This is a genomic window from Arcobacter ellisii (assembly GCF_003544915.1).
GTDB classification, from domain to species: domain Bacteria; phylum Campylobacterota; class Campylobacteria; order Campylobacterales; family Arcobacteraceae; genus Aliarcobacter; species Aliarcobacter ellisii.
In genome coordinates, this window is sequence record NZ_CP032097.1 from 2186198 (window position 1) to 2208725 (window position 22528).

General features: G+C 24.9%; 18 protein-coding genes, 2 tRNA genes and 1 pseudogene. 14 read left to right on the top strand and 7 right to left on the bottom strand.

What is annotated here, in order from left to right; all coding sequences use genetic code 11:
• Positions 1 to 2: 2 nt before the first annotated feature.
• Positions 3 to 539, bottom strand: coding sequence for a hypothetical protein (locus tag AELL_RS11080; RefSeq protein ID WP_118918017.1), 537 nt, complete (start codon positions 537 to 539; stop codon positions 3 to 5).
• Between the two features lie 113 nt (positions 540 to 652).
• On the opposite strand from AELL_RS11080, the gene AELL_RS11085 reads away from it, so the two are divergent.
• The 7 genes and pseudogenes from AELL_RS11085 to AELL_RS11115 all read left to right on the top strand — a co-directional run bounded on the left by AELL_RS11085 (position 653) and on the right by AELL_RS11115 (position 11863).
• Positions 653 to 4060, top strand: a complete 3408-nt coding sequence (locus AELL_RS11085) for an ABC transporter substrate-binding protein (RefSeq protein WP_118918018.1) — start codon at positions 653 to 655, stop codon at positions 4058 to 4060.
• Positions 4060 to 4749 (top strand): response regulator transcription factor, encoded by a 690-nt coding sequence (locus tag AELL_RS11090; protein WP_118918019.1) that lies wholly within the window; start codon positions 4060 to 4062, stop codon positions 4747 to 4749. Before AELL_RS11085 ends, AELL_RS11090 begins: the two co-directional genes overlap by 1 nt.
• 12 nt (positions 4750 to 4761) lie before the next feature.
• A complete protein-coding gene (locus tag AELL_RS11095) occupies positions 4762 to 6354 on the top strand; it encodes a PAS domain-containing sensor histidine kinase (RefSeq protein ID WP_118918020.1) in 1593 nt (530 codons plus the stop codon).
• Between the two features lie 666 nt (positions 6355 to 7020).
• Positions 7021 to 7761, top strand: a pseudogene (locus AELL_RS14465) (methyl-accepting chemotaxis protein); the annotation flags it as partial.
• 12 nt (positions 7762 to 7773) lie between these two features.
• Entirely contained in the window at positions 7774 to 8172 is a 399-nt protein-coding gene (locus AELL_RS11105) for a PAS domain-containing protein (RefSeq protein ID WP_118918022.1), read from the top strand.
• The gene (locus tag AELL_RS11110) at positions 8172 to 10367 is read left to right on the top strand and encodes a response regulator (RefSeq protein WP_118918023.1); all 2196 of its coding nucleotides are present in this window, start codon (positions 8172 to 8174) and stop codon (positions 10365 to 10367) included. The genes AELL_RS11105 and AELL_RS11110 overlap by 1 nt, the downstream gene beginning before the upstream one ends.
• Before the next feature lie 71 nt (positions 10368 to 10438).
• A complete protein-coding gene (locus AELL_RS11115) occupies positions 10439 to 11863 on the top strand; it encodes a methyl-accepting chemotaxis protein (protein WP_226806038.1) in 1425 nt (474 codons plus the stop codon).
• A gap of 85 nt (positions 11864 to 11948) precedes the next feature.
• Here AELL_RS11115 and AELL_RS11120 read toward each other — a convergent pair.
• The 6 genes from AELL_RS11120 to AELL_RS11145 form a co-directional block, all read right to left on the bottom strand.
• Positions 11949 to 12023 (bottom strand) — tRNA-Gln (locus AELL_RS11120).
• Positions 12024 to 12042: 19 nt separating this feature from the next.
• Positions 12043 to 12119, bottom strand: a tRNA-Thr gene (locus AELL_RS11125).
• A 358-nt stretch (positions 12120 to 12477) separates the two neighbouring features.
• A complete protein-coding gene (locus AELL_RS11130) occupies positions 12478 to 13026 on the bottom strand; it encodes a hypothetical protein (RefSeq protein ID WP_118918025.1) in 549 nt (182 codons plus the stop codon).
• A 14-nt stretch (positions 13027 to 13040) separates the two neighbouring features.
• A complete protein-coding gene (locus tag AELL_RS11135; RefSeq protein WP_118918026.1) occupies positions 13041 to 13538 on the bottom strand; it encodes an outer membrane protein in 498 nt (165 codons plus the stop codon).
• Between the two features lie 96 nt (positions 13539 to 13634).
• A complete protein-coding gene (locus tag AELL_RS11140) occupies positions 13635 to 14036 on the bottom strand; it encodes a hypothetical protein (protein WP_118918027.1) in 402 nt (133 codons plus the stop codon).
• Between the two features lie 13 nt (positions 14037 to 14049).
• A complete protein-coding gene (locus AELL_RS11145) occupies positions 14050 to 14427 on the bottom strand; it encodes a hypothetical protein (protein ID WP_118918028.1) in 378 nt (125 codons plus the stop codon).
• 147 nt (positions 14428 to 14574) lie between these two features.
• Between AELL_RS11145 and AELL_RS11150 the strand changes: the two genes are divergently transcribed.
• From AELL_RS11150 to AELL_RS11180, 7 genes are all read left to right on the top strand, one after another.
• Positions 14575 to 15498 carry a helix-turn-helix transcriptional regulator gene (locus AELL_RS11150; protein ID WP_118918029.1) on the top strand — a complete coding sequence of 308 codons (924 nt, stop codon included), beginning with the start codon at positions 14575 to 14577 and terminating at the stop codon, positions 15496 to 15498.
• A 69-nt stretch (positions 15499 to 15567) separates the two neighbouring features.
• A complete protein-coding gene (locus AELL_RS11155) occupies positions 15568 to 17907 on the top strand; it encodes a CorA family divalent cation transporter (protein ID WP_118918030.1) in 2340 nt (779 codons plus the stop codon).
• On the top strand, positions 17904 to 19037 hold the full coding sequence (locus AELL_RS11160) for a hypothetical protein (RefSeq protein ID WP_118918031.1): 1134 nt from the start codon (positions 17904 to 17906) through the stop codon (positions 19035 to 19037). Before AELL_RS11155 ends, AELL_RS11160 begins: the two co-directional genes overlap by 4 nt.
• Positions 19034 to 20374 carry a type III-B CRISPR-associated protein Cas10/Cmr2 gene (cas10, locus tag AELL_RS11165; RefSeq protein ID WP_118918032.1) on the top strand — a complete coding sequence of 447 codons (1341 nt, stop codon included), beginning with the start codon at positions 19034 to 19036 and terminating at the stop codon, positions 20372 to 20374. The genes AELL_RS11160 and cas10 overlap by 4 nt, the downstream gene beginning before the upstream one ends.
• Positions 20371 to 21351 carry a hypothetical protein gene (locus AELL_RS11170; protein WP_118918033.1) on the top strand — a complete coding sequence of 327 codons (981 nt, stop codon included), beginning with the start codon at positions 20371 to 20373 and terminating at the stop codon, positions 21349 to 21351. Before cas10 ends, AELL_RS11170 begins: the two co-directional genes overlap by 4 nt.
• A complete protein-coding gene (cmr4, locus tag AELL_RS11175; protein ID WP_118918034.1) occupies positions 21351 to 22175 on the top strand; it encodes a type III-B CRISPR module RAMP protein Cmr4 in 825 nt (274 codons plus the stop codon). Before AELL_RS11170 ends, cmr4 begins: the two co-directional genes overlap by 1 nt.
• Positions 22172 to 22528: a type III-B CRISPR module-associated protein Cmr5 gene (locus AELL_RS11180; RefSeq protein ID WP_118918035.1), complete on the top strand. Its 357-nt coding sequence runs from the start codon at positions 22172 to 22174 to the stop codon at positions 22526 to 22528. The genes cmr4 and AELL_RS11180 overlap by 4 nt, the downstream gene beginning before the upstream one ends.

A 22528-nucleotide genomic window follows, 5' to 3' on the forward strand; every position in this document is an offset into this window, starting at 1 on the left:
CCTTAATTTAATAAATAGGGTAAATCCCTTTTTAATGATTCTAATAAATCTTCATTTAAAAAGAATTTTGAATATCTAGCTTCTGGATTTTTATAACAAAAAGCACAAACATATCTATTTTTCTTTATTAATTCCACACTTTTATCCAAAATTTTTCTCAAAGATGGATTGTTTTCATAATACTCATACATAGCTTCTAAATTATTTGCTATATCATTATCTTTGATAAACACCACATTTTCTTGCATAAACTCTATAACATTATCTTCATCACTTATTATATTTAAAAATGCTTCTTTAACATCTTCAAATCTCATATCAAATTTAGCACCAACTAAAAGCACTTCTTGTAAATTTGTTATATCATTTTTTTGAAAATAGTATTGCAATAAAAGATTCAAATAATGTTCTTGAACATCAATATTATAATCTTCTAAAACTTCAAAAACTTCATTAGAATTATTAATTTTACCATTCTCAATTAAGGTATTATGTAAAACACCTATTTGTCCAATAATTTCATGTAATCTATCACTCATAGATTCCCTTTTATAATTTTATATATTGTATCCAAAATAGATTTTAATATTATTATAAAATGTGCTATCATAATTATTGAAATGATTAAATTATAAAAACACTAAGAAAAAAAATGCAAAACTTAATAAAACAACTATTTTTATCTATTTTGATTTTAAACATAACTCTATTTGCAAATTCAGAAAAAATAACTTTGCAACTTGAATGGAAACACCAATTTGAATTTGCAGGATTTTATACTGCTATTGAAAAGGGTTATTATAAAGATGTTGGTTTAGAAGTTGAAATAAAAGAGTTTCAAGATGGAATTAATATCAGTCAAGATGTAATAAATGGTAAATCTACTTTTGGTATTTCCTCTTCTGCTTTGATTTTAGAAAGATTAAAAGGAAAACCTGTTGTTTTAGTTGCTTCATATTTCAAACAAAATGCTTTAGCCTTAGTTACCAAACCACATATAAAAACTCCTGCTGATTTAAAAAATAAAAAGATTATGGCTTTAGATTGGGAGATGGAACATACAAGTTTAGGGGTTATGTTAAAAGATTTTAAAATAAAGTCAGATGATTATACTTTGGTATCACATAACTATGAAATTGATAAATTTATAAATAATGAAGTTGATGCTATGAGTATATTTATAACTTCTCAACCTTTTGAACTGGACAAATTAGGAGTAGATTATAATATTCTAAATCCTGCAAATTTTGGGATTTATTCTTATGATGTAGAACTTTTTACAAGTGAAAGTGTTGTAAACAAAAATCCAAAAATGGTTAAAAAATTTGTTGAAGCAACAAATAAAGGTTGGGAATATGCTTTTAAAAATAAAGAAGAGATTGTTGATTTAATTTACAATAAATATACAAAAAGAAAAACAAAAGAATCTTTATTGTTTGAAGCAAATAAAACAGAAGAGATATTTAAAACAAATATTTTTAAAATAGGTGCTATTGCTCCTGAATTAATCAAACTAAACGCAGATTTATATACAAAACTAGGTTTAGTTAGTGAAAATTTTAATATTACTTCCCTTTTAAACTCTTATTATCTTTTAAATCAAAATAAAAACCCAATATTTTTTACAGAAGAAGAAAAAATATATTTAGAAACACATCCAATAATAAAAGTACACAACGAAATGAGTTGGCCTCCTTTTAACTATAATATAAAAGGAACACCAACTGGATTTTCAATAGATTATATGAATCTTTTAGCATCAAAATTAAAAATTGATGTTGAATATATCTCTGGTTTTACTTGGAATGAATATATTGAAAAATTAAAAAATCAAGAGATTGATGTGATGTTAAACATTGCAAAAACATCAAAAAGAGAAGAAGATTTTATATTTACAAGTGATTATGCAAAAGCAATAGATACAATTTTTACAAAAATAGATAATACAAAACTAAAAAAAATAGAAGATTTTAATGGAAAAACCCTTGCTGTTATAAAAGGTTTTTATGAGGAAGAACTTTTAAAAAAATATTATCCTGATATAAAATTAATATTGGTTAAAGACTCATTAGAAGCTTTAGAAAAAGTTGCTTTTGGAGAAGTTGAGGGTTCAATTGATAATTTTGCAGTTGGGAATTATTATATACAAAACAATCATCTTTCAAATTTAAAACCTGCTTTTTCTGTAAATGATGAAAGATTTAATTTAGATATGTTTCTTGCAACAAATAAACAAAATGAGATATTAAGAAATATTTTAGAAAAAGGTAAAGACCAAATAAGTGAAGAAGAACTTTTAGAATTAAAAAGAAAATGGATTAATCCAAATGAAAATGATAAAAATACAGCTATTTATTTAAACAAAGAAGAGAAAGATTATTTAAAAGAAAAAAGAGTAATTACTATGTGTGTAGACCCAGATTGGGAGCCTTTTGAAAAAATCAATGATAAAGGTGAACACGAAGGAATAGCAGCAGATATTATCAAACTAATCTCTTCAAAATTGAATGTAAAAATAAAACTTATCCCAACAAAATCTTGGGAACAAAGTATAACTTTTTCAAAAGAGAAAAAGTGTGATATTTTGAGTTTTTTAAATGAAACACCAAAAAGAAAAGAGTGGTTAGATTTTACTGAACCTATTTTTGAAGACCCAAATGTTATTGTAGGAAGAATTGAAAATCAAGAGATAAAAGATTTATCAAAAATAAAAGCATCAATTGCACTACCAAAAGGTACAGCAATGTCTGAAATATTTGCAAAAGATTTTCCAAATTTAATTATTATTCCAACAAACTCAGAAGATGAAGCTTTCAAATTAGTAGAAAATAAAAAAGCTGATTTAACAATGCGTTCAATGATTATTACAGCATATACAATCAAAAAAAATAATTTATTTAATCTTAAAATAGTAAATCAACCAAAAGGTTATGAAAATTATTTAAGAATTGGTGTAATAAAAGACAACTTTACCCTTGTAAATATTTTAAATAAAGCAATTTTTCATATGGATAAAAAAGAGATTGAAGATATTATAAATAAATGGGTTGTAATAAAATATGAAAAAGTTCAAGATTACACTTATTTTTGGGTACTTTTAATTATGATTTCAATTTTATCTATCTTCTTTTTATATAGACAATATTTACTAAAACATACAAATAAATATTTACAAGCTGAAGTTATAAAAAGAACTCAACAATTAGAACATTCAAATATAGTTTTAGAACAAAAACAAAATGAACTTTATAATCTAAATAAAAATCTTGAAATCAAAATAAAAGAGGAAGTAGAAAAAAATAAATTGATTCAAGAAAAACTTTTCAAATCTGATAAACTAGCTTCCATGGGAGAGATGATAAGTAATATTGCTCACCAATGGAGACAACCTTTATCAATTATTTCTACAGTATCAACTGGGATAAAACTACAAAAAGAGTTAAATATTTTAACAGATGAAGAGCTGTTAAAGAATATGGACTTAATAAACAAAAATGCCCAATATCTATCTGAAACTATAGATGATTTTAAAAATTTTATAAAAGGTGATAGAAAAATTCAACTTTATAATCTAAATGATACAATTAATCAATTTTTGCATATTGTTGATTCATCAATTAAAAATTCTAATATTACTATAATTTTAGATTTAGATAAAAGTATATTTATTCTTGGTTATCCAAATGAATTAATTCAATGTTTTATAAATATTTTTAACAATTCAAAAGATGCTTTTTCTGAAATAAAACAGACTCATCCCCTCTTTTTTATAGAAACAAAAGAGGAGAATGGTTTAGCCATAATAAGTATTAAAGATAATGGTGGGGGAATTCCTGAAAATATAATTTCAAAAATTTATGACCCATATTTTACAACAAAACATAAATCTCAAGGAACAGGTCTTGGATTAAATATGACATATAAACTAATAACTCAAAGTGCTCAAGGAAAAATTGATGCAACAAATGTTACATATGAATTTGAAAATAGTATTTATAAAGGTGTAGAATTTAAAATTACCCTTGAAATAGAAAAGAATAAAATTTTGGAAAATAAATAATGGATTTTTTTAAACAAAATCTTTTAATCATTGAAGATGAAAAAGATACCCTTGAACTTATGATAGAGATTTTTGAAACAAAATTCTCTAATATTTATAGTGCCAGTGATGGATATAGCGCACTTGAAGTTTTTAGACAAAATAGTATAAATGCAATTTTATGTGATATAAATATTCCAAAACTAAATGGTTTAGATTTAATCATTAAAATAAGAGAAATTAATTATTTAATACCTATTATAATAATTTCAGCATACTCAGATTCAGATGTTTTACTACAAGCTAGTAATTGTAATATTCAAGGATATATTACAAAACCTTTGACATCAGATAATGTAAATACAATTATAAAAAAAATCTACTATCATCAAAACCATGAATTTATAGATAAACTTGTTCAACTAAATGATACAGTAAATTTTGATTTGATAAATTCTCAAATTATAAAAGAAAACAAAATTGTAAAACTGACAAATAAAGAGACAGCTTTTTTAAAATTATTATTACAAAAAAAAGGGCAATTAGTTCCATATAAAACTATTGAAGAGATCATTTGGTATGATGAAAATAAACAGATGTCAAGCACAAGTTTACGTACACTTGTAAAAAATTTAAGAAAAAAAATTGCCAATGATATAATTGAAAATGTGCCAAAAATTGGATATAGATTAATAATTGAGAATAACTAATAAAAGGTAAAAATGAATCAAAAGCACTATTTAGAAACTGAATTATATGAGATGATTCAAAAAGATTCAACTATCTTTAATTTTTTAGAAAAAAATTCATTAGATGGAATATGGTATTGGGATATGGAAAATCCCCAAAATGAATGGTTAAGTCCAAGATTTTGGGAAGTTTTAGGTTATGAAGCAGAAGAAAAAAAACATTTAGTATCTGAATGGCAAGAATTAATATTTCCCGAAGATTTAGAAAAAACAATTGAAAATTTTAATAAACATTATGAAGATCTAAATCATCCTTATGACCAAATTGTAAGATATAGACACAAAGACGGTCATACAGTTTGGATTAGATGTAGAGGAAGTATTTTAAGAGATAAAAATCAAAAACCTATAAGAATGATAGGTGTTCATAATGATGTTACTGTTCAGAAATATAACGAAGAAAAACTTCTAAAAAGAACTGATGAGTTAAAAGCAATTTTAGACTCTTCTCTTAGTGGAATAATGGCATTTGAAAATTTTTATGATAAAAATGGAGAAATTATTGATTTTATATTTACAATGTCAAATAAAGAGGCTTGTAGAATAGTTAATTTAAGTGAAGAACAACTCCTTGGGCAACGTTTGTCAAAAATACATAGTGGAAATTTTAAACCCTTGGATTCTTTAGGAGGAAGAACACTTTTTGATATTTATAAAGAAGTTGTTTTAACAGGAGAGTCAAAATCATTAGAATTCTATTTTGAAGGAGATGGAATAAAAGATTGGTTTAGAAATAAAGCAGTGAAATTCAATCATGGGTTTGTTTGTACTTTTGAGGTTGTTACTCAAGAAAAACTTTTTCAAGAAAAATTAGAAAAAAAGGTAAAAGAAGAGGTAGAAAAACAAAACAAACAAGAAAAAATACTTATTCAACAATCAAAAATGGCTGCAATGGGAGAGATGATAGGTGCGATTGCACATAATTGGAGACAACCTCTTAATACTGTTTCTTTATTATGTCTTGCTTTAACTACAAAATTTGATAACTCTAAATTAGATAAAAATTACTTAAATAAGTGGATTGAAAAAATAAATAAACAAGTAAATTTTATGTCTCAAACCATAGATGATTTTAAAAATTTTTATAAACCAAAAGAGGAGTTTAAAAAGATATTTTTAAAAGAAGTTATTTTAAAAGTAGCCTCTTTAGTAAATTTTGAATTTAAAATAAATAATATCCAAATCAAGGTGGATATTCATCCTTCTATTTCATTTATATGTTTAGAAAATCAGTTACAACAAGCAATAATAAATATATTAGTAAATGCAAAAGAAGCAATTATAAATAGAGATATTAAAAATGGAATAATTTTAATAAGTGCAAAAAGAAAAAACTCTTCAATAGAATTACTCATACAAGATAATGGAGGAGGAGTTGAAAATGAAGAGATTTTAAAATCTATGTTTGAGCCATATTTTACAACAAAACTACAATCTCATGGAACAGGTATAGGATTATATATGACAAAAATTATTATTGAACAAAATTTAGGTGGCAAAATAAAAGTTAAAAACCTAAATGATGGGCTGATATTTAAAATTAAATTGCCAATCTTGGTTATTTAATTTTAAAATAAATTATTTTTTAAAAAACTCACAAAAAAAACACACTTTTTTTATACAATTATTTACAAGTAAACTATGAAAAAGAGTCGATTTTATGAACCGACACTTTATAGCTACCAAAATACTTTTTCATAAGTTATTATCTTAACTATTATTAAAAAAGGGAGTTTTATGTTCGGAGCAATTTCAAATAAAGAGTTAGAAATTATTGATAATTATTTTAAACAATTTATCAAATTTATCTCTTACGAAAAAAGTGAATTTGATTATATTGAATCAACAGGAAACAAAAAACTTGATGATATTTTAAGAAACTGGAATGAAGAGATAAAAGTTTTTGATAAAAGAAATAAAGATGATATGAGAGTTTTAGGAGAGATTGTATTAACAGCTGACAAAGTAGAAAAAGGTATATACAATTGTAAAATAAAATCAGAAAGTTCAAATCCAACAATCTCTACTTTAAAAAATACGCTTAATAAAATGCTTTCAAGTATAAATGACTCTAATTCAAGAATTTTAAGAGTAATCAATAGTTATACAAATAATGATTTTACAGATAGCATAAAAGTTGTAGATAAATATAAAGATGAAATGAAATTATTGATGGAAAATGTTAATAAATTAGGTAAAGCCTTAGAAATTAATGCAAAAACTAATTTCCAAAATGGTCAAACTCTACAACATGACTCTTCACTTATGACCTCATCTATGAATAATTTAGCTTCAAAAGCAAATGAACAAGCAGCCTCTTTAGAACAAACAGCAGCAGCACTTGAAGAGATAACAAGTATTACTAGAAATAATGCCGAAAATGCTTCAAAAATGGCAACTTTAGGGCAAATTGTAAAAAAATCTGTTTTTAGTGGTGAACAATTAGCAAGTAAAACTGCTATCTCTATGGATGAAATAAATGAAAAAGTAAAAGCTATAAATGAAGCAATCACAGTAATTGACCAAATTGCTTTCCAAACAAATATTCTAAGTTTAAATGCAGCAGTAGAAGCTGCAACTGCTGGAGAAGCTGGGAAAGGATTTGCTGTTGTTGCACAAGAAGTGAGAAATCTAGCTTCACGAAGTGCAGAAGCTGCTAAAGAGATTAAAAATCTAGTAGAAGAAGCTAATCAAAAAGCGAATGATGGGAAAACTGTTTCATCAGATATGATAGAAGGTTACAAAGAATTAAATAAAAATATCTCTGAAACAATCCATATAATAGAAGATGTATCAAGATCTTCAAAAGAACAGATGACTGGAATTGAGCAAATAAATGATGCTGTAAATATGTTAGATAGAGTTACGCAAGAAAATGCTTCTGAATCAAATCAAGTAAAATCAATTGCTCAAAATGTATCACAATTAGCAAATGAATTATTAGCTGATGCAAAAACTAAAAAGTTTAACTAAAGGAAATTGAAAATGGCAAATGAAAAAGAGACAATTTTAGATAAAAATGCTTTTTTAGTAAGTGAAACTGATTTAAAAGGTATTATAAGATTTGCAAATGAAGATTTTTGTAAAGTTGCTGAATATTCTTTGGATGAATTATTAGGAAAACCTCATAGCATGGTAAGACATAAAGATATGCCTAAAAAAGCTTTTAAATCTTTGTGGGATACTGTACAAAAAGGTGAAGTATGGACAGGTTATGTAAAAAATGCAACTAAAAATGGTGGATATTATTGGGTTTTTGCAACAGTTTATCCATTTGAAAGTTGTGATGGAACAAGAGGATATCTATCTTGTAGAAAAAGAGCTACACCTGAAGAGATAAAAAAAGCTGAAATTCTTTATGAAAAATGGAATAAAGAAAATTAATGAATAATATAAATTGTTTTAATAAATTTAATTTTATAGCTAGCGATTACAATATCTTAATCATTGAAGACTCTACTTCAATGATTAAAATCATAAATACTATTTTTCAAAAAAATGGATTTAATACATTTTTGAGCTCTACAATAAAAGAGGCTAAAGATATAATTAGCAAAAATAAAATTGACTATATAATTTTAGATATAAATCTTCCTGATGGACATGGATACGAAATAATAAAAGAGTTATCTAGTTCAGTTAAAATCATCGTTTTAACAACTCAAACTGATTTACAATTAAAAGAGGTTTCTTATCAAAAAGGTGTAATTGATTTTATAAATAAAGATAAAAACTTTTTATATAAAATTTCTGAAATACCAAATCTAATAAAACAATTTGAAAAAAATAAATCAAAAACAATTTTGATTGTTGAAGACTCTTTTGTTGTAAGAGAACAACTAAAAGATATTTTAGAAAATAGAAACTACAAAATCTTAGAAGCAAAAGATGTAAAAGAGGCTGTTGATATTATTAATTTTAATAAAATTGATTTAATGTTATTGGACTTAGAACTAGAAAAATCAAATGGTTATGATTTTTTAATAAAAAATAGAACTCTAATTCTTGAGAAATTAAATATCAAAGTAGTAATTATTACAGGAAATATTTCCTCAAATCTTATTAGAGACTCTTTTAGATTAGGTGTAAAAGAGATTATAAGAAAACCATTTGTTATAGAAGAACTGATTTTAAAAACTGATATTTTTATAAATGATAAAGATATTGAAGATGAAATGATTTGTAAAACTCAGTTGCTAAATCAATATAAAGATACAGTTGATAGAAGTTCAATTGTTTCAAAAGCAAATGAAAAGGGAATAATAACTTATGTAAATGAAGCTTTTTGTAAGATTTCAGGATATACACAAGAAGAACTTTTAGGAAAACCACATAATATTGTAAGACATCCTGATATGGATTCTTTAGTGTTTAAAGAGATGTGGCATACTATCAAAGATTTAAAAATTCCTTGGACTGGAATTGTAAAAAATAGAAAAAAAGATGGAAGTAGTTATTGGGTTCAAACAATTATAAATCCTATTTTAGATGAAAATGGAAACATCTTAGAATTTATTGGAATAAGAACTGATATAACTGAAATTGAAAAAACAAAAGAGTATTTTAAAGACCAATATGATATCTCTCAAAATAATTTCCAAGAAGTAATGAATCTTTCAAAACTTTATGAAAATGCAATTGAAAGAAGTAATATTATTTTAAGGGTAGATACAAATAAAATCATTACCTATGCAAATGAACAATTTTATAAAATAAGTGGTTTTACAAAAGAAGAATTAGTGGGGAAACACTATGATTTTATAAATAGAGTAATCTTTAATGATGATTCTTTTATGGAAAAAATGTGGCAAGCTATTGAAAATAAAGAGATTTGGAAAGGACAAATAAGTAATATTTTTAAAGATAATAAAATCCATCATTTTTTAGCAACTGTTGTTCCAATTATTAATACCCAAGGTAAAATAATTGAATATTTAAGTATTAGAAAAGAGATAACAGAAGTTATAAAATTACATGAAGAGATAGAAGATACTCAAAGAGAAATTATTTATAAAATGGGTGAAATTGGTGAGAGTAGAAGTAATGAAACTGGAAATCACGTAAAAAGAGTAGCCCATTATTCAAAACTTTTAGCAACTTTATATGGCTTAGATGAAAAAGAGTGTGATATTTTATTTACAGCAAGTCCAATGCATGATATTGGGAAAGTTGGTGTTCCTGATTCTATTTTAAATAAACCTGGCAAACTAACAGAAGATGAATGGAAAATTATGAAAAAACACACTGTTATTGGTCATAAAATATTAAAAAATTCAAAAAGAGAAATATTAAAAGCAGCTGCAATAGTAGCCATGGAACATCATGAAAAATGGGATGGAAGTGGTTATCCAAGAGGTTTAAAAGAAGAAAAGATTCATATTTATGGAAGAATTACTGCAATTGCTGATGTATTTGATGCACTTGGAAGTAATAGATGTTATAAAAAAGCTTGGGAAAAAGAAGAGATTTTTAAACTTTTTAAAGAAGAAAAAGCTAAACATTTTGACCCAAAATTGATTGATTTATTCTTTGAAAATATAGATAAATTTAAAGAAATTAGAGATAGATATAAAGATTAAGTATTAGAAAAAGGAGAATAATTATGTTTAATTTTACAAAAACAGAAGAAGAAGCAGGAAGATTAAATGCAATGGAACAAAACTTTGCAATTATTTCATTTAAACCAGATGGCACAATACTACATGCAAATGACAATTTTTTAAATGCTTTAGGTTATAAATTAAGTGAAGTTGTTGGTAATCATCACAGAATGTTTTGTAATAAAACATATACAAATACAAAAGAGTATTCTGAGTTTTGGAACAATTTAGCAAATGGAATATCTCTGATAGATGAGTTTGAAAGATTTAGAAAAGATGGAAGTTCTATTTGGATTCAAGCTTCATATACTCCTGTAAGAAATAAAAATGGAACAGTAACTCGTGTTGTTAAATTTGCACAAGATATAACTGATTCTAAAAAAGTGATAGAGGCTGTAAAAAAAGCAATTGATTTAGCAAAAGCAGGTATTTTAAAACAAACTATAAAAGAAACAACTCAAAATCAAGGAATTGAAGAACTTAAAAATGGTGTAAATGAGTTATTTGAGATTGTATCTAATAAAGTAGATGGTAACTTAAATAAAATATCAGATGCTTTATCATCTTATCAAAAATTAGATTTTAGACATAGAATAAGTGGAAATGATTTAGGAGAAGTAGCAATTGGTCTAAATAATCTTGCAAATGTTGTAAATGAAATGTTAGTAGAAAATAAAACAAATGGATTAACATTAGATGAAAGTTCAAATATTTTATTAGCAAATGTTGATAAATTAAATATTAGTTCAAATGAAGCAGCAGCAAGCCTTGAAGAAACAGCAGCAGCGCTTGAACAAATCACTTCAAATATTAGAAACAATACTGAAAATATTCAAAAAATGGCAAGTTATTCAAATAGTGTAACAAAATCAGCAAATGATGGAGAAAAATTAGCAAATCAAACAACTGTTGCAATGGAAGAGATAAATATACAAGTTAATTCTATAAATGAAGCAATTACTGTAATTGACCAAATAGCATTCCAAACAAATATTCTAAGTCTAAATGCAGCAGTTGAAGCAGCAACTGCTGGAGAAGCTGGAAAAGGATTTGCCGTTGTTGCTCAAGAGGTAAGAAATCTAGCTTCACGAAGTGCAGAAGCAGCTAAAGAGATAAAAACTATAGTAGAAAATGCAACTAAAAAAGCAAATGATGGAAAAGAGATAGCAAGTCATATGATAGAGGGTTATATAGAGTTAAATCAAAATATCACAAATACAATAAATTTAATTCAAGATATACAAATGTCAAGTAAAGAACAATTAATGGGAATAGAACAAATCAATGATGCAGTAAATAGCCTTGACCAACAAACACAACAAAATGCAATGATAGCTAGTCAAACTCATGATGTAGCAGTATTAACTGATGAAATAGCAAAATTAGTTGTAAGTAATGCAAATGATAAAGAATTTATTGGGAAAGATGAAGTTAAAGCTAAAAATATAAATACAAACAAAAAGGGAAGATTCTAAAATCTTCCTAAAAAAGAAAATTATTTTGAACTAAAATATTGTTATTATTTGTGAATGATGATTTTTAATGTTTGATTTTGTAATGTGGATGGGGTAGAAGGATTCGAACCTTCGAATGACGGTACCAAAAACCGTTGCCTTACCGCTTGGCGATACCCCAAAAAAAGGTGATTAAAGAATGGAGCTGGTGAAGGGAGTCGAACCCCCGACCTGCTGATTACAAATCAGCTGCTCTAGCCAACTGAGCTACACCAGCATTCTTTATTATAAATGGTGTCAAGAGAGGAACTTCGATTTATCTTTCTGAATGCCCTATCTTACGAAGTTTTAACTTTTTTAAAGTTACCCGTACTGCTACTGGTACTGCTAAAAAAATCTACTTTTCATGCAAAATCAATTTAAACATATCCTAAAAAATGTTATAACTGAATGCGGTTGAAATTATATTCAACATTAGATAAATTTTTCCTTAAATATTGTATAAAATATATATACAATTTTATATATTTCTATCTATATAATTACTAGATAATTTTATATAAGATATAAACAAATATTTTTCAAATATATCTTTGCAATGCTAAACTCTTTTAAGAATTTAGCATTGTTATTTGTTACTTATTTAAAAGTTCTCTAAAATCTTTATGTTCTAAAATATCTCCAATTAATTGTTTAATTGAAGGAGCAAAAGATGTACCCATATTATTACAAGCGGTTGATGCTAAGTATGATGAAGGATAATCTCTTTTTGTGTTAACTGTAATTGATTTACCATTTGATGAAGTTATTGTTACATTTATTTCCCAATAAGCATTTCCAAACATTGTACTTCCATAAATTTTATTTAGATTTCCAGATATTTTTAAATCTGAATTTTTATCATAAACACCTGCCATTTTTAGTTCACTAATTAAAGCTTCTTCTATATATTGTGAAAATGGTTCACCTTTTGGAGTTGATACAGTTTCAGCAAGTCTACACATTACACTACTTTCATCTTTGTTTGAAGCTGTAAAAGTTGAAACATCAAGTTTTAAATCTTTATAATTTCTTAGAATTTGAACATTGTCTGCTGAAACATTGTACTCATTTGTTTTTATCCCACAACCACTAAAAAGTAAAGTTGTAACTAAAGATGTTGATATTAATATTTTATTTTTCATTATTTTCCCTTTTATTAAAATGTATATTTAAAATTTGTATTGATTTTTTCATATGTATAATTAGGCATTTTGTCTGATGTCATATCATAAGTTTTATACTCAAGATTCATTGCAAAGTTTTTTGTAAATCTATAATCAACCCCTGCTCCATAACCAAAACCTGCTCCATTCATAGTATCAACAGATTGTAAAGCTCCTGAACCAATAGCATATAAAGCAAGATTGTTATCAAACATTGAATAACCTAGTTTTAAATCTGCATTTGAACTAAAAACATCTGCACTTTTACCGTCTTCTAAATCTACATTTCCATAAGCAAACTCAATAACTATTCCCACATAAATATCACTTTGTGTGTACCAATTTACTCCATATCCAACATTTACTTCCGTAAAATCTTTTTCTAAGACTTTTGCACTTGAAACCCCAATATGATAATCTGTCACATTTTGAGCAGATAAATTTAAAGCTAAAGCAGAAGTTACTATTGCCAATTTTGTTAATTTTTTCATTTTATTTCCTTGTTGTTTTGAATTGATTTGAATTATAAAAAAATAAGACGAACATATAAGTTCGTTTATTTTATAGATGGTAAAAAATTTTTATTTTTATGAAACTAAAAAACACCAATCAAAAAATTTCTTCCATAAACTTATTACTATATTTAAAACTTGATTATCTGGGAAAATTGCTTCTAAAAACACAAACATAAAACTTGCTAAAATATAGCAAAAAAACCAATATAAAATTTGATTTTCAATTCCCAAAAACTCTAAAACTACTCTTTTAAAAAATTTAAAATAAAAAAACAGTCCTAGCCCAAGTCCAATTATTGCACCTAACCATTTGATAAAATTTACTCCATTTCCTAAATGATTCATTATCTCATAACCAAAAATCATAAAAGGTAAATATGGATAAAGTAATACAAATAAAATTATTGCAAATCCATCTCTACCATTATTACAGTTATATCCATCACAAAATGGGTCACCACAACTACAACTCATAATAAACTCTTTTTTAATTTAAGTGATTATAAGTTGCTGTAAAGAAATAACTATTTTCATCAACAAAAAACTTTATATCAACATTTACAATACCTTGATATTTATTTGTTTTACACTCTTCAAATGCTGTTTCTTTAAGATAATTAAAAAACTCTCCATAAGCATCATTAAACTTTTTTAATTGAAGTTTTCCATCACTATCTCTATAAAATCTTCCTGTTGTTGAATACACTGATTGAAAATCTACAACTTGTAATGTTTTTTCATCTTTTCCAAAAAGTTTCAATTTTTGAGTTGGTGTATATGAACCAAAGTTTAATACTTCACAACTTGCAAATAATTGCGAAGATAAAATTGTAGATATTAATGTTCCTAAGATTATTTTTTTCATTTTGTTTTCCTTGTTTTAAATTAAAGGAATTATAAAAACTCTAAACGAAGATATAAATTCGTTTTATTAAAAAAAATATTATTAATTTAATTATTCTTTTATTTTAAAAAGGTATATTTTCTTATTTATTTAAAATGGAATAATTTAATGAAACATGATTATGATAAAACTGTTACAAGATTAATTACAATTCTTTCAAAATTTTCTCAAAATGAGATTGTAAATCCAAAAGAATTAGCCCAAGAGTTTAATGTTAGTGTTAGAACTATTCAAAAAGATTTAAAAGATAAACTTATGCCAAACTTTCCAATTTATATGTATAAAAAAGGTGAATATAGATTAAGTGAAGGTGCTTCTATCACTAAATCCCATTTAACAAATGATGAAATGATAATTTTATCTTTAGCTCTTTCAAAATTTAAAGATGTAAGTGATTTTGATATAACAACAGACAATCTTTTAAAAAAACTTTTAAAACCTAACTTAAACAATCCATACTTTATGAAATATGATGATATTGAAGATTTAGATATTGATTCAAAAATAGTTCAAACAATAGAAGATGCAATAGAGTATTCAAATATTATTGAAGTAAATACAAAAAATAGTTCTAAAATAGTTGAAGCCTATAAGATGACAAACTATGGAGGAATATGGTACTTATTTGCACGAGATACAAAAGATAATAAAATCAAAACATTTATGATTTCAAAAATAAAATCTGTTAATTTAACTTCAAAAAAATATAATTTTCCTAAACATGCAATTGAACAAATGCTTGACAAAGCACATTCGCCATATTATCAAGATGGAAATACTTATGATGTAAAAGTAAAAGTTTATAGTGAAATTGCCCATTTCTTTGAACAAAAAGAGTTTCTACAATCTCAAGAAATAGAAAAAAAACTAGAAGATGGAAGTTTAATAATCAATTTTGAAATAAGTCATGATGAAGATATAGATAATATTATCAAAGCTTGGTTACCACATATAGAGATAATAGAACCACTAAGATTTAGAGAGAAATTAAAAAATGAATTAAAAGAATATTTAGAAAAAATTCAATTCTAATTATTAAAACGAATTTACATTTTCGTAAACAAATTATATTATTAAAATTTAAAAACATAAGAGGTTTAAATGAACAAAAGAGTTTTTTTACTTGGTGGTAAAGATTTAGAAATGTTAGAAATCAAAAAAATTCTTTCAGAAAAAAATGAAACATATGAAAATAAAGATTTATCATGGGGTGCAAAATTAAGTGATTACAGAAATGAACTTGAAAAATATAATACTGATGATATAACAATTTATGGCATTGAGTTAGAAGAAGATATTAAAGCTCCTAAAAATTATATTGAAATAGACCATCATGGTAAAAATGAAGATAATCCCTCTTCATTGGAACAGGTTGCAAAAATATTAAATATTGAATTGTCTAAAGAACAAAAATTAATAGCTGCAAATGACAGTAGATATATAAATGGTATGCAAAACCTTTGTGCTACAAAAGAACAAATAGATGAAATTAGGAAAAGAGATAAAGAAGCTCAAAATATAACTTTTGAAGATGAAAAGTTAGCTAAAGAGTCTTTTGAAACAGCTTGTAATAATAATTCGAATTTAATTTGTTCAAAAACTTCAAAATTTACAGTAGTAAGTGATTTAGCTTATTATAAATTTGATAATTATGTTATTTACAATAATGAAAAAATTTTATTTTACGGATATAAAAAATCTAATATTTTAGAGTTCTTGCTATCTCAAAATATAGATGAATCAAATTACTATTATGGTGGAGGAGATTTTGGTTTTGTAGGAATTAAAGATAGGATTTTAAGTGAAGATAAAATCAATAATTTATTAGAAGAATTTAAAAAATTTGATAAAAAAGAAGAGCTTTATAGTTATCATACTTTTATGTTTCCCTTTACATTTAAAGACCATTTTAAAAAAACGAAAAATTGGGAATATAAACCTTTTGAAATTTTAGAACAAAAAGATTTTAATGAATATGTGTATTTTTATAAACATATTCAAGATGCAATTTATAATAAAAATAATAAGAATAGTGAAAAATGGATTTCAAAATATTATAAATATAAATTTCAAAAAGGTAAATATTCAATAAATTGTAAAAAAGGAGTTTTTGAACTTGAACTTGATGGTTTAAGTTTAAGAATTTTTAATACAGATGTTGGAATTTTATCTTTTAATCTTAAAAATACTAAATATTCTGATAAAAATTCTATATTAGCAATAAATGATTTTGGAAGAAGAATATATCCTCAATTTTTAGGAGAAAAATTTACTGGTAATACTAAAAATGCCATATTATCAAATTGTATAACATTAGAATTAGATGATAAAATCATAAATGAAGATTTTACTAAATTTAATACTATAGATAGTTTTAAAGAACTAAAAAAATTGAATTTGCTACCATCTTTTATATTAGAATTGATTGAAGATAATTTTTCAAAAGATGAAGAAAATCTTACAACAATTCGTCCAATTATTGATGATAGGATGTTTATAATTTCTTTATATATGAATGATGCATTAATAACAAAACTTCAAAACTATAAAGAGTGTTCAAATCAATATGAATATGAAACAAATGATTCCTGGTACAAATATATTTTTATAGATGGTGATGAAAAAACTTGCCAAAGTAAACACATGACAAAAAAACTAATCTCTGAATCAACTTATGATAGATGGATTGAATGGGGTACACTTTTTGGAATTAGTAGATATTCATTTGTTTCAATTACAGGAAGTTGGTTTGGTAAAAATAGACTTTTGCCTCATATTCAAACAATGTATTTTCAGATATTTACTTTACTTTTAGCATATAGAGCAACTATTATTAAGTTTTCAGATGATATTCAAAATGTTACAAATGAAACAACTCAAAACTTAGAAAAACTATCAAAAGATACAGAAGAAATTTATGAAAAATATTTGAGTTTTTTAAATAAGTTATATTTTAAGGAAATAACTGCACAAGACCAAGGAATAGAGCTTTATAATCAAGCAATGAAAGTTATGGATATTGAAAAATATATGAGTGATTTAGACCATGAAATAACACAATTACACACTTATGTCGATATGAGAAAAGAAAAAGAGAGAAATGACAAACTAGAATTTATAAGTAAAATAGGAGCTATTTTACTTCCTCCATCACTTTTAGCAGGGCTATTTGGGATGAATGTTTTAATTTTAGATGAAACTTTTTGGAATCAATCAGTATCACTTTTACTTATTGTTTTAAGTGGAATAATAGGATTCCTATTTACATTTAAAAAAATGAAAATGCTAAAAATCATAATACCCACTATATTAATGTTTATAATTTTACTAACTATATTTGGAATATATTCAGATAAAAAAGACTTAGAAAAACCACAAGAAATAGAAATAAAAAATCAACCAATAGAAGTAATTTTATCTAAAGAAAAAGGAGAAAAATGAGTAATTTTAAAGTTAAGTTTACACTCAAACAACACACCCCAATCATTCACTTTCAAAGTGATCAAATGGGTGCAACATTAAGAGCAACGGAGTTAAAACCTAAATTTGATAGGTTTTTATTGGAAAATGTAAAAGATTTACCTTTTAGAAAAAACGCAAATGGAGAAAAATCACTTGATTACAAAATAAAAATTATTGCACATGATAATATTATTGAAACTATTGAAAAAATAAATCCAAAAAATGATAAAGAAATACCTGACCCTTTATTTTTTGGGAATATGGGAGATAATATTGTTAGAAAAAAATTTGCACAAGCAAAAGAATTAGAAATTGAATTTTTCAGTTTTTCTTCTGAAATAAAAAAAGCAATAGAAGAAAAATTTGAAGCATTTCTTGCAAATACAAATTTTGGAACAAGACAAAATAAAGGATATGGATGTTTTTATTTAGATAACCCATTTGATAAAACTTTAATTCCTTATGAAGTTTATAGTTTCAATAGTAACAACTGGAAACAAGATATAAAACTCTTATATTCATTTTTAAGACAAGGAATAAATTATCCAAAAGGTAGAGATTTACCATCAAGATTTTATTCTAAACCAGCAATTTTCACATATGCACTTACAAAAAATTGGATATGGGATAAAAAAGCAATAAAACAACACTTTTTCCCAAATGATTTAAAAGATCAACAAAAAAAATATGATCTAAATTCTCCTGTAAATGCAAATGGTCAAAATACTTTTTTACTTCGTGACTTATTTGGTCTTTCAAGTGAACAATCGTGGATGAATTATCGAGCAAGTATTAAAAAAGAGCATGAAAAAGAGCAAAAACAAGAAGAGATTGAAAGATTCAAATCACCTTTAACTTTTAAAATTATCAATAATACAGTTTACTTTTGGGCAGATAAAAGTGTGGAAAAAATTCTTGATAAAACTTTTAAAATAAGTGCAAGAGGAACTCCACTAAATCTAAAAACACCAAAAATTTTTTGTTTTGATGAATTCTTTGAATATGTTAAATCAATTGATTTATCAAAACATATTGATAGCAAATTTCACAAAGAACCAGAATTTAACTCACTTAAACGAATTTTAGACAGTATAAAGGCTTCAAAATGAAATATATCGCGCTTACAATTGGACCAATTTATAAAACCTTAAAAAATAGCAAAAAAACCAGAGAACTCTGGGGTGGTAGTTATATTTTTAGTTATATTATGAAAAAAATAATTGAAAAATTTAAAGATAGAGAATTTGTTACACCATATGTTGATGAGAATGTATTTAAAAGTGGTAAAGAAGTTGGTTTATTTCATGATAGATTTATTTTTAGAGCAAATACAAATGATACTAAGCAGAGTGTGCAAAAGATTATTGATAAAGTTTTACAAGAACTTTCAAATAATACATCACTTAGTTTTGAATTTTTAAAAGCTTATTTTCAAATCAATCATTTGGAAATAGAATTAAATGATGATACAAATCCTATTTTAGAAATTAGCCCATATCTTGATAGTTTAGAACAATTTTATAGAATTAACCACTACAAAGAAAATGAACTTTCAAAAATGCTAAAAAACAATAATAGTTTTCTTATAAAAGATGCTTTTGATGTAAAAAGAAAAGATTTTCCTTCTCTACCTGAAATTGCATTACAAGATTTTAGTGATTTATGGGAAAAAGATGATGCTAAAGCCTTTGAAGACAAAAGACTAAAACCTTACCACAAATATATTGCTATAATTCATGCAGATGGTGATAATATGAGTGAAATTATCAAAGATACTTCAAAATTGCAAGACACTTCAAAAAAACTCTTTGATTTTTGTATAAAATCTCATGAACTAATTAAAACATTTGGTGGGTACACAATATTTGCAGGAGGAGATGATTTACTATTTTTCGCTCCTATTGTGAGTAAAAATAAAACTATTTTTGAACTTCTTGATGAAATATCAAATGAATTTGATGATAAGTTTAAACCAAAAGCAACTCTTTCATTCGGTGTGAGTATCACTTATTACAAATATCCCCTTTATGAAGCCTTAGAAAATAGTAGAAATTTATTATTTTCAAAAGCTAAACAATTACCTAAAAACAATATTGCTTATGAAATAATCAAACATAGTGGACAAACATTTGGTGGAATTTTATACAAAGGTTCAAATAGCTATAAAAAATTTTTATCATTTGTAAGTATTGAAAAATCATTGAATGATAATTTTTTACATTCATTACATCATAAAATAAATTTACATAAAAAAACTCTCGAAACAATCATAACAGATAATAATAAACTTGAAAATTTCTTCAAAAACTATTTCAATGAGGCTGAACACAATGAATACAAAGATTTTTTTGTAAAACTAATTGATTATATGATGAGTGAACAAAATATAGATAATATCTATGCAACACTTAGATTTATCAAATTCATAAAAGGGGATAAAGAGTGAAATATAAAATAACACTAAAACCATTACAACCATTTTTATTTGGTGGAGATAACACCTATGGAAAAATTGGGGATAAGGAAAATGGTACATATATAACTAAATCAAGGTTATTCCCTCAACAATCAGCTATTTTAGGAATGCTTAAAAAAGAAATTATGACTCAACAAGGTTTATTAACAAAAAAAATCAAAGGAGAATGGGTTGATAAAAATAAAACAACAACAGCCCATGAATTTGTTGGATTAGAAAAATTTAATATTTTCCAAAATACTCCTCAAAATTTTGGAAAAATAAAAAAAATTAGTCCAATTTTTATTGAACAAAATAATCAAATTATCATAAAAAAAGCAAATATAAAGAGTTTTCCAATAGAAAAAAATGATAATAATTTTTTTCTTAAAAATTTTACATCGAAATTTGATATTTTTGATAATTTTGAAACATTAGATGGAAATAAAAATTATAAAACAACTGACATTTTCAAAGAGATAAATCAAACCCTTAATCAAAAAAATGCTAGTGAAAATTCACTATATAAAAAAACCTCTTACATGCTTGAAAAAGGTTTTAGTTTTGTATTCTTTTTAGAATGTGATTGTGAAATAAAAGGGTCTATTATAACACTTGGAGCAGATAAAAGTAGTTTTATCATGGAAGTAGAATCATCAACACAAAATTTAGATATTAAAACTTCTCATTTAATTCTTTTAAGCGATAGTTATATTTCACTACCTTTAGAAGAGCATTGTGATTTTGCAATAACTTCAGAAATAAGTTATCAAAATTTAACAAATATAAAAGGTATTCAAAAAAATAAAAAAACAAATAAAAATAGTTTTTCAAAAAGTAAAAAAGTTTATCTTTATGAAAAAGGTTCGGTAATAATTGGTGCAAAACAATCATTAATTGACAATATAAACAATCCAAATTTACAACAAATTGGCTACAACACATATACATTAGGAGAAAATAAATAATGCAAACTAATCTTTATAAAATCACAACACTAACAAATTTACATGTAGGAAGTGGCGATGCAAATTTTGACATCATTGATAATCAAGTTCAAAGAGACTCTATTACAAAATTACCTAATATTAACTCTTCAAGTTTAAAAGGTGCTTTTAGAGAACATTTCACTCAATTTGATGCAAATGGAATGATTAATTATATATTTGGTCCAGAATCAACATGTGATGATAATCATCAAACTGGTGCATATAGTTTTTTTGAAGCAAAATTACTTACAAGACCTGTAAGAAGTAATGTTAAATATTTCTTTAATGCTACAAGTCCATCAATAATAAGTGAATTTTTACAAAATTGTACACTGTTTAAAATTGAACTTGATAGTGAACTAAAAAATACTCTTCAAAAATTAAGTGAATTAAAACCAAATAAACCACTTATTTTTGAAGATATAAAAGATGTTATTTTAGAAGATTTAGAAGCACAATTCCAACAATTTGATATTTCAAAACTTAAAAACTTTTTAGGTAAAGATTTGGCACTTTTTAGTGATGAAGATTTAAAAAATTTAGCTCTTCCTGTATTAGCCAGAAATAAACTAGACAATGGAGAAAGTAAGAATTTATGGTATGAAGAAATTGTTCCAAAAGAAACACAATTTTACTTTTTTATTATAAAACCTGATAACTTAGATGCACAAGACAAAATTCAAAAAATAGATGGTTTTGAAAGAAGATTTGACAATGAAGAAATTATTCAAATTGGTGCAAATAAATCTATTGGTTATGGTTTTTGTAAAGTAACACAAATAAAAAATGGAGATGTAAAATGAGTAAAAAAAGAATAGAAAGTTATATCCCAAAAGCAATAGAACTTCTAACAAAAGAATTTCCAGAAGGGAAAATTGCATCTTCATACAATGGTTATATTTCAAGTTTTGGAGCAAGTATTATACAAAGTGGTCTCAAACCAACACTTGCAGTTTTTGAAAATACAAATGCTTCAACAAAAGAAGATAAAAGTTATTTAACTAAACTTATTTTAAAACTTCTACCAAATACTCAAGGAAATTCTCTTTTAAAATTTGTTTTAGCCAATAAACAAAAAGAAGAATCATTAAAAGAAGAGATTTTGGATATTGCCGTAGCTTTAAAGTTAAGTATTCGTACTTTTAAACTTGTTTAG

Bases quoted from the DNA above. Each gene is read 5' to 3' on its own strand.
- AELL_RS11135 (WP_118918026.1), bottom strand. From the start codon at position 13,538: ATGAAAAAATTAACAAAATTGGCAATAGTAACTTCTGCTTTAGCTTTA.
- AELL_RS11110 (WP_118918023.1), top strand. From the start codon at position 8,172: ATGAATAATATAAATTGTTTTAATAAATTTAATTTTATAGCTAGCGAT.
- AELL_RS11105 (WP_118918022.1), top strand. From the start codon at position 7,774: ATGGCAAATGAAAAAGAGACAATTTTAGATAAAAATGCTTTTTTAGTA.
- AELL_RS11160 (WP_118918031.1), top strand. From the start codon at position 17,904: ATGAGTAATTTTAAAGTTAAGTTTACACTCAAACAACACACCCCAATC.
- AELL_RS11155 (WP_118918030.1), top strand. From the start codon at position 15,568: ATGAACAAAAGAGTTTTTTTACTTGGTGGTAAAGATTTAGAAATGTTA.
- AELL_RS11080 (WP_118918017.1), bottom strand. From the start codon at position 539: ATGAGTGATAGATTACATGAAATTATTGGACAAATAGGTGTTTTACAT.
- AELL_RS11095 (WP_118918020.1), top strand. From the start codon at position 4,762: ATGAATCAAAAGCACTATTTAGAAACTGAATTATATGAGATGATTCAA.
- AELL_RS11150 (WP_118918029.1), top strand. From the start codon at position 14,575: ATGAAACATGATTATGATAAAACTGTTACAAGATTAATTACAATTCTT.
- cmr4 (WP_118918034.1), top strand. From the start codon at position 21,351: ATGCAAACTAATCTTTATAAAATCACAACACTAACAAATTTACATGTA.
- AELL_RS11090 (WP_118918019.1), top strand. From the start codon at position 4,060: ATGGATTTTTTTAAACAAAATCTTTTAATCATTGAAGATGAAAAAGAT.
- AELL_RS11115 (WP_226806038.1), top strand. From the start codon at position 10,439: ATGGAACAAAACTTTGCAATTATTTCATTTAAACCAGATGGCACAATA.
- cas10 (WP_118918032.1), top strand. From the start codon at position 19,034: ATGAAATATATCGCGCTTACAATTGGACCAATTTATAAAACCTTAAAA.
- AELL_RS11130 (WP_118918025.1), bottom strand. From the start codon at position 13,026: ATGAAAAATAAAATATTAATATCAACATCTTTAGTTACAACTTTACTT.
- AELL_RS11140 (WP_118918027.1), bottom strand. From the start codon at position 14,036: ATGAGTTGTAGTTGTGGTGACCCATTTTGTGATGGATATAACTGTAAT.
- AELL_RS11145 (WP_118918028.1), bottom strand. From the start codon at position 14,427: ATGAAAAAAATAATCTTAGGAACATTAATATCTACAATTTTATCTTCG.
- AELL_RS11180 (WP_118918035.1), top strand. From the start codon at position 22,172: ATGAGTAAAAAAAGAATAGAAAGTTATATCCCAAAAGCAATAGAACTT.
- AELL_RS11085 (WP_118918018.1), top strand. From the start codon at position 653: ATGCAAAACTTAATAAAACAACTATTTTTATCTATTTTGATTTTAAAC.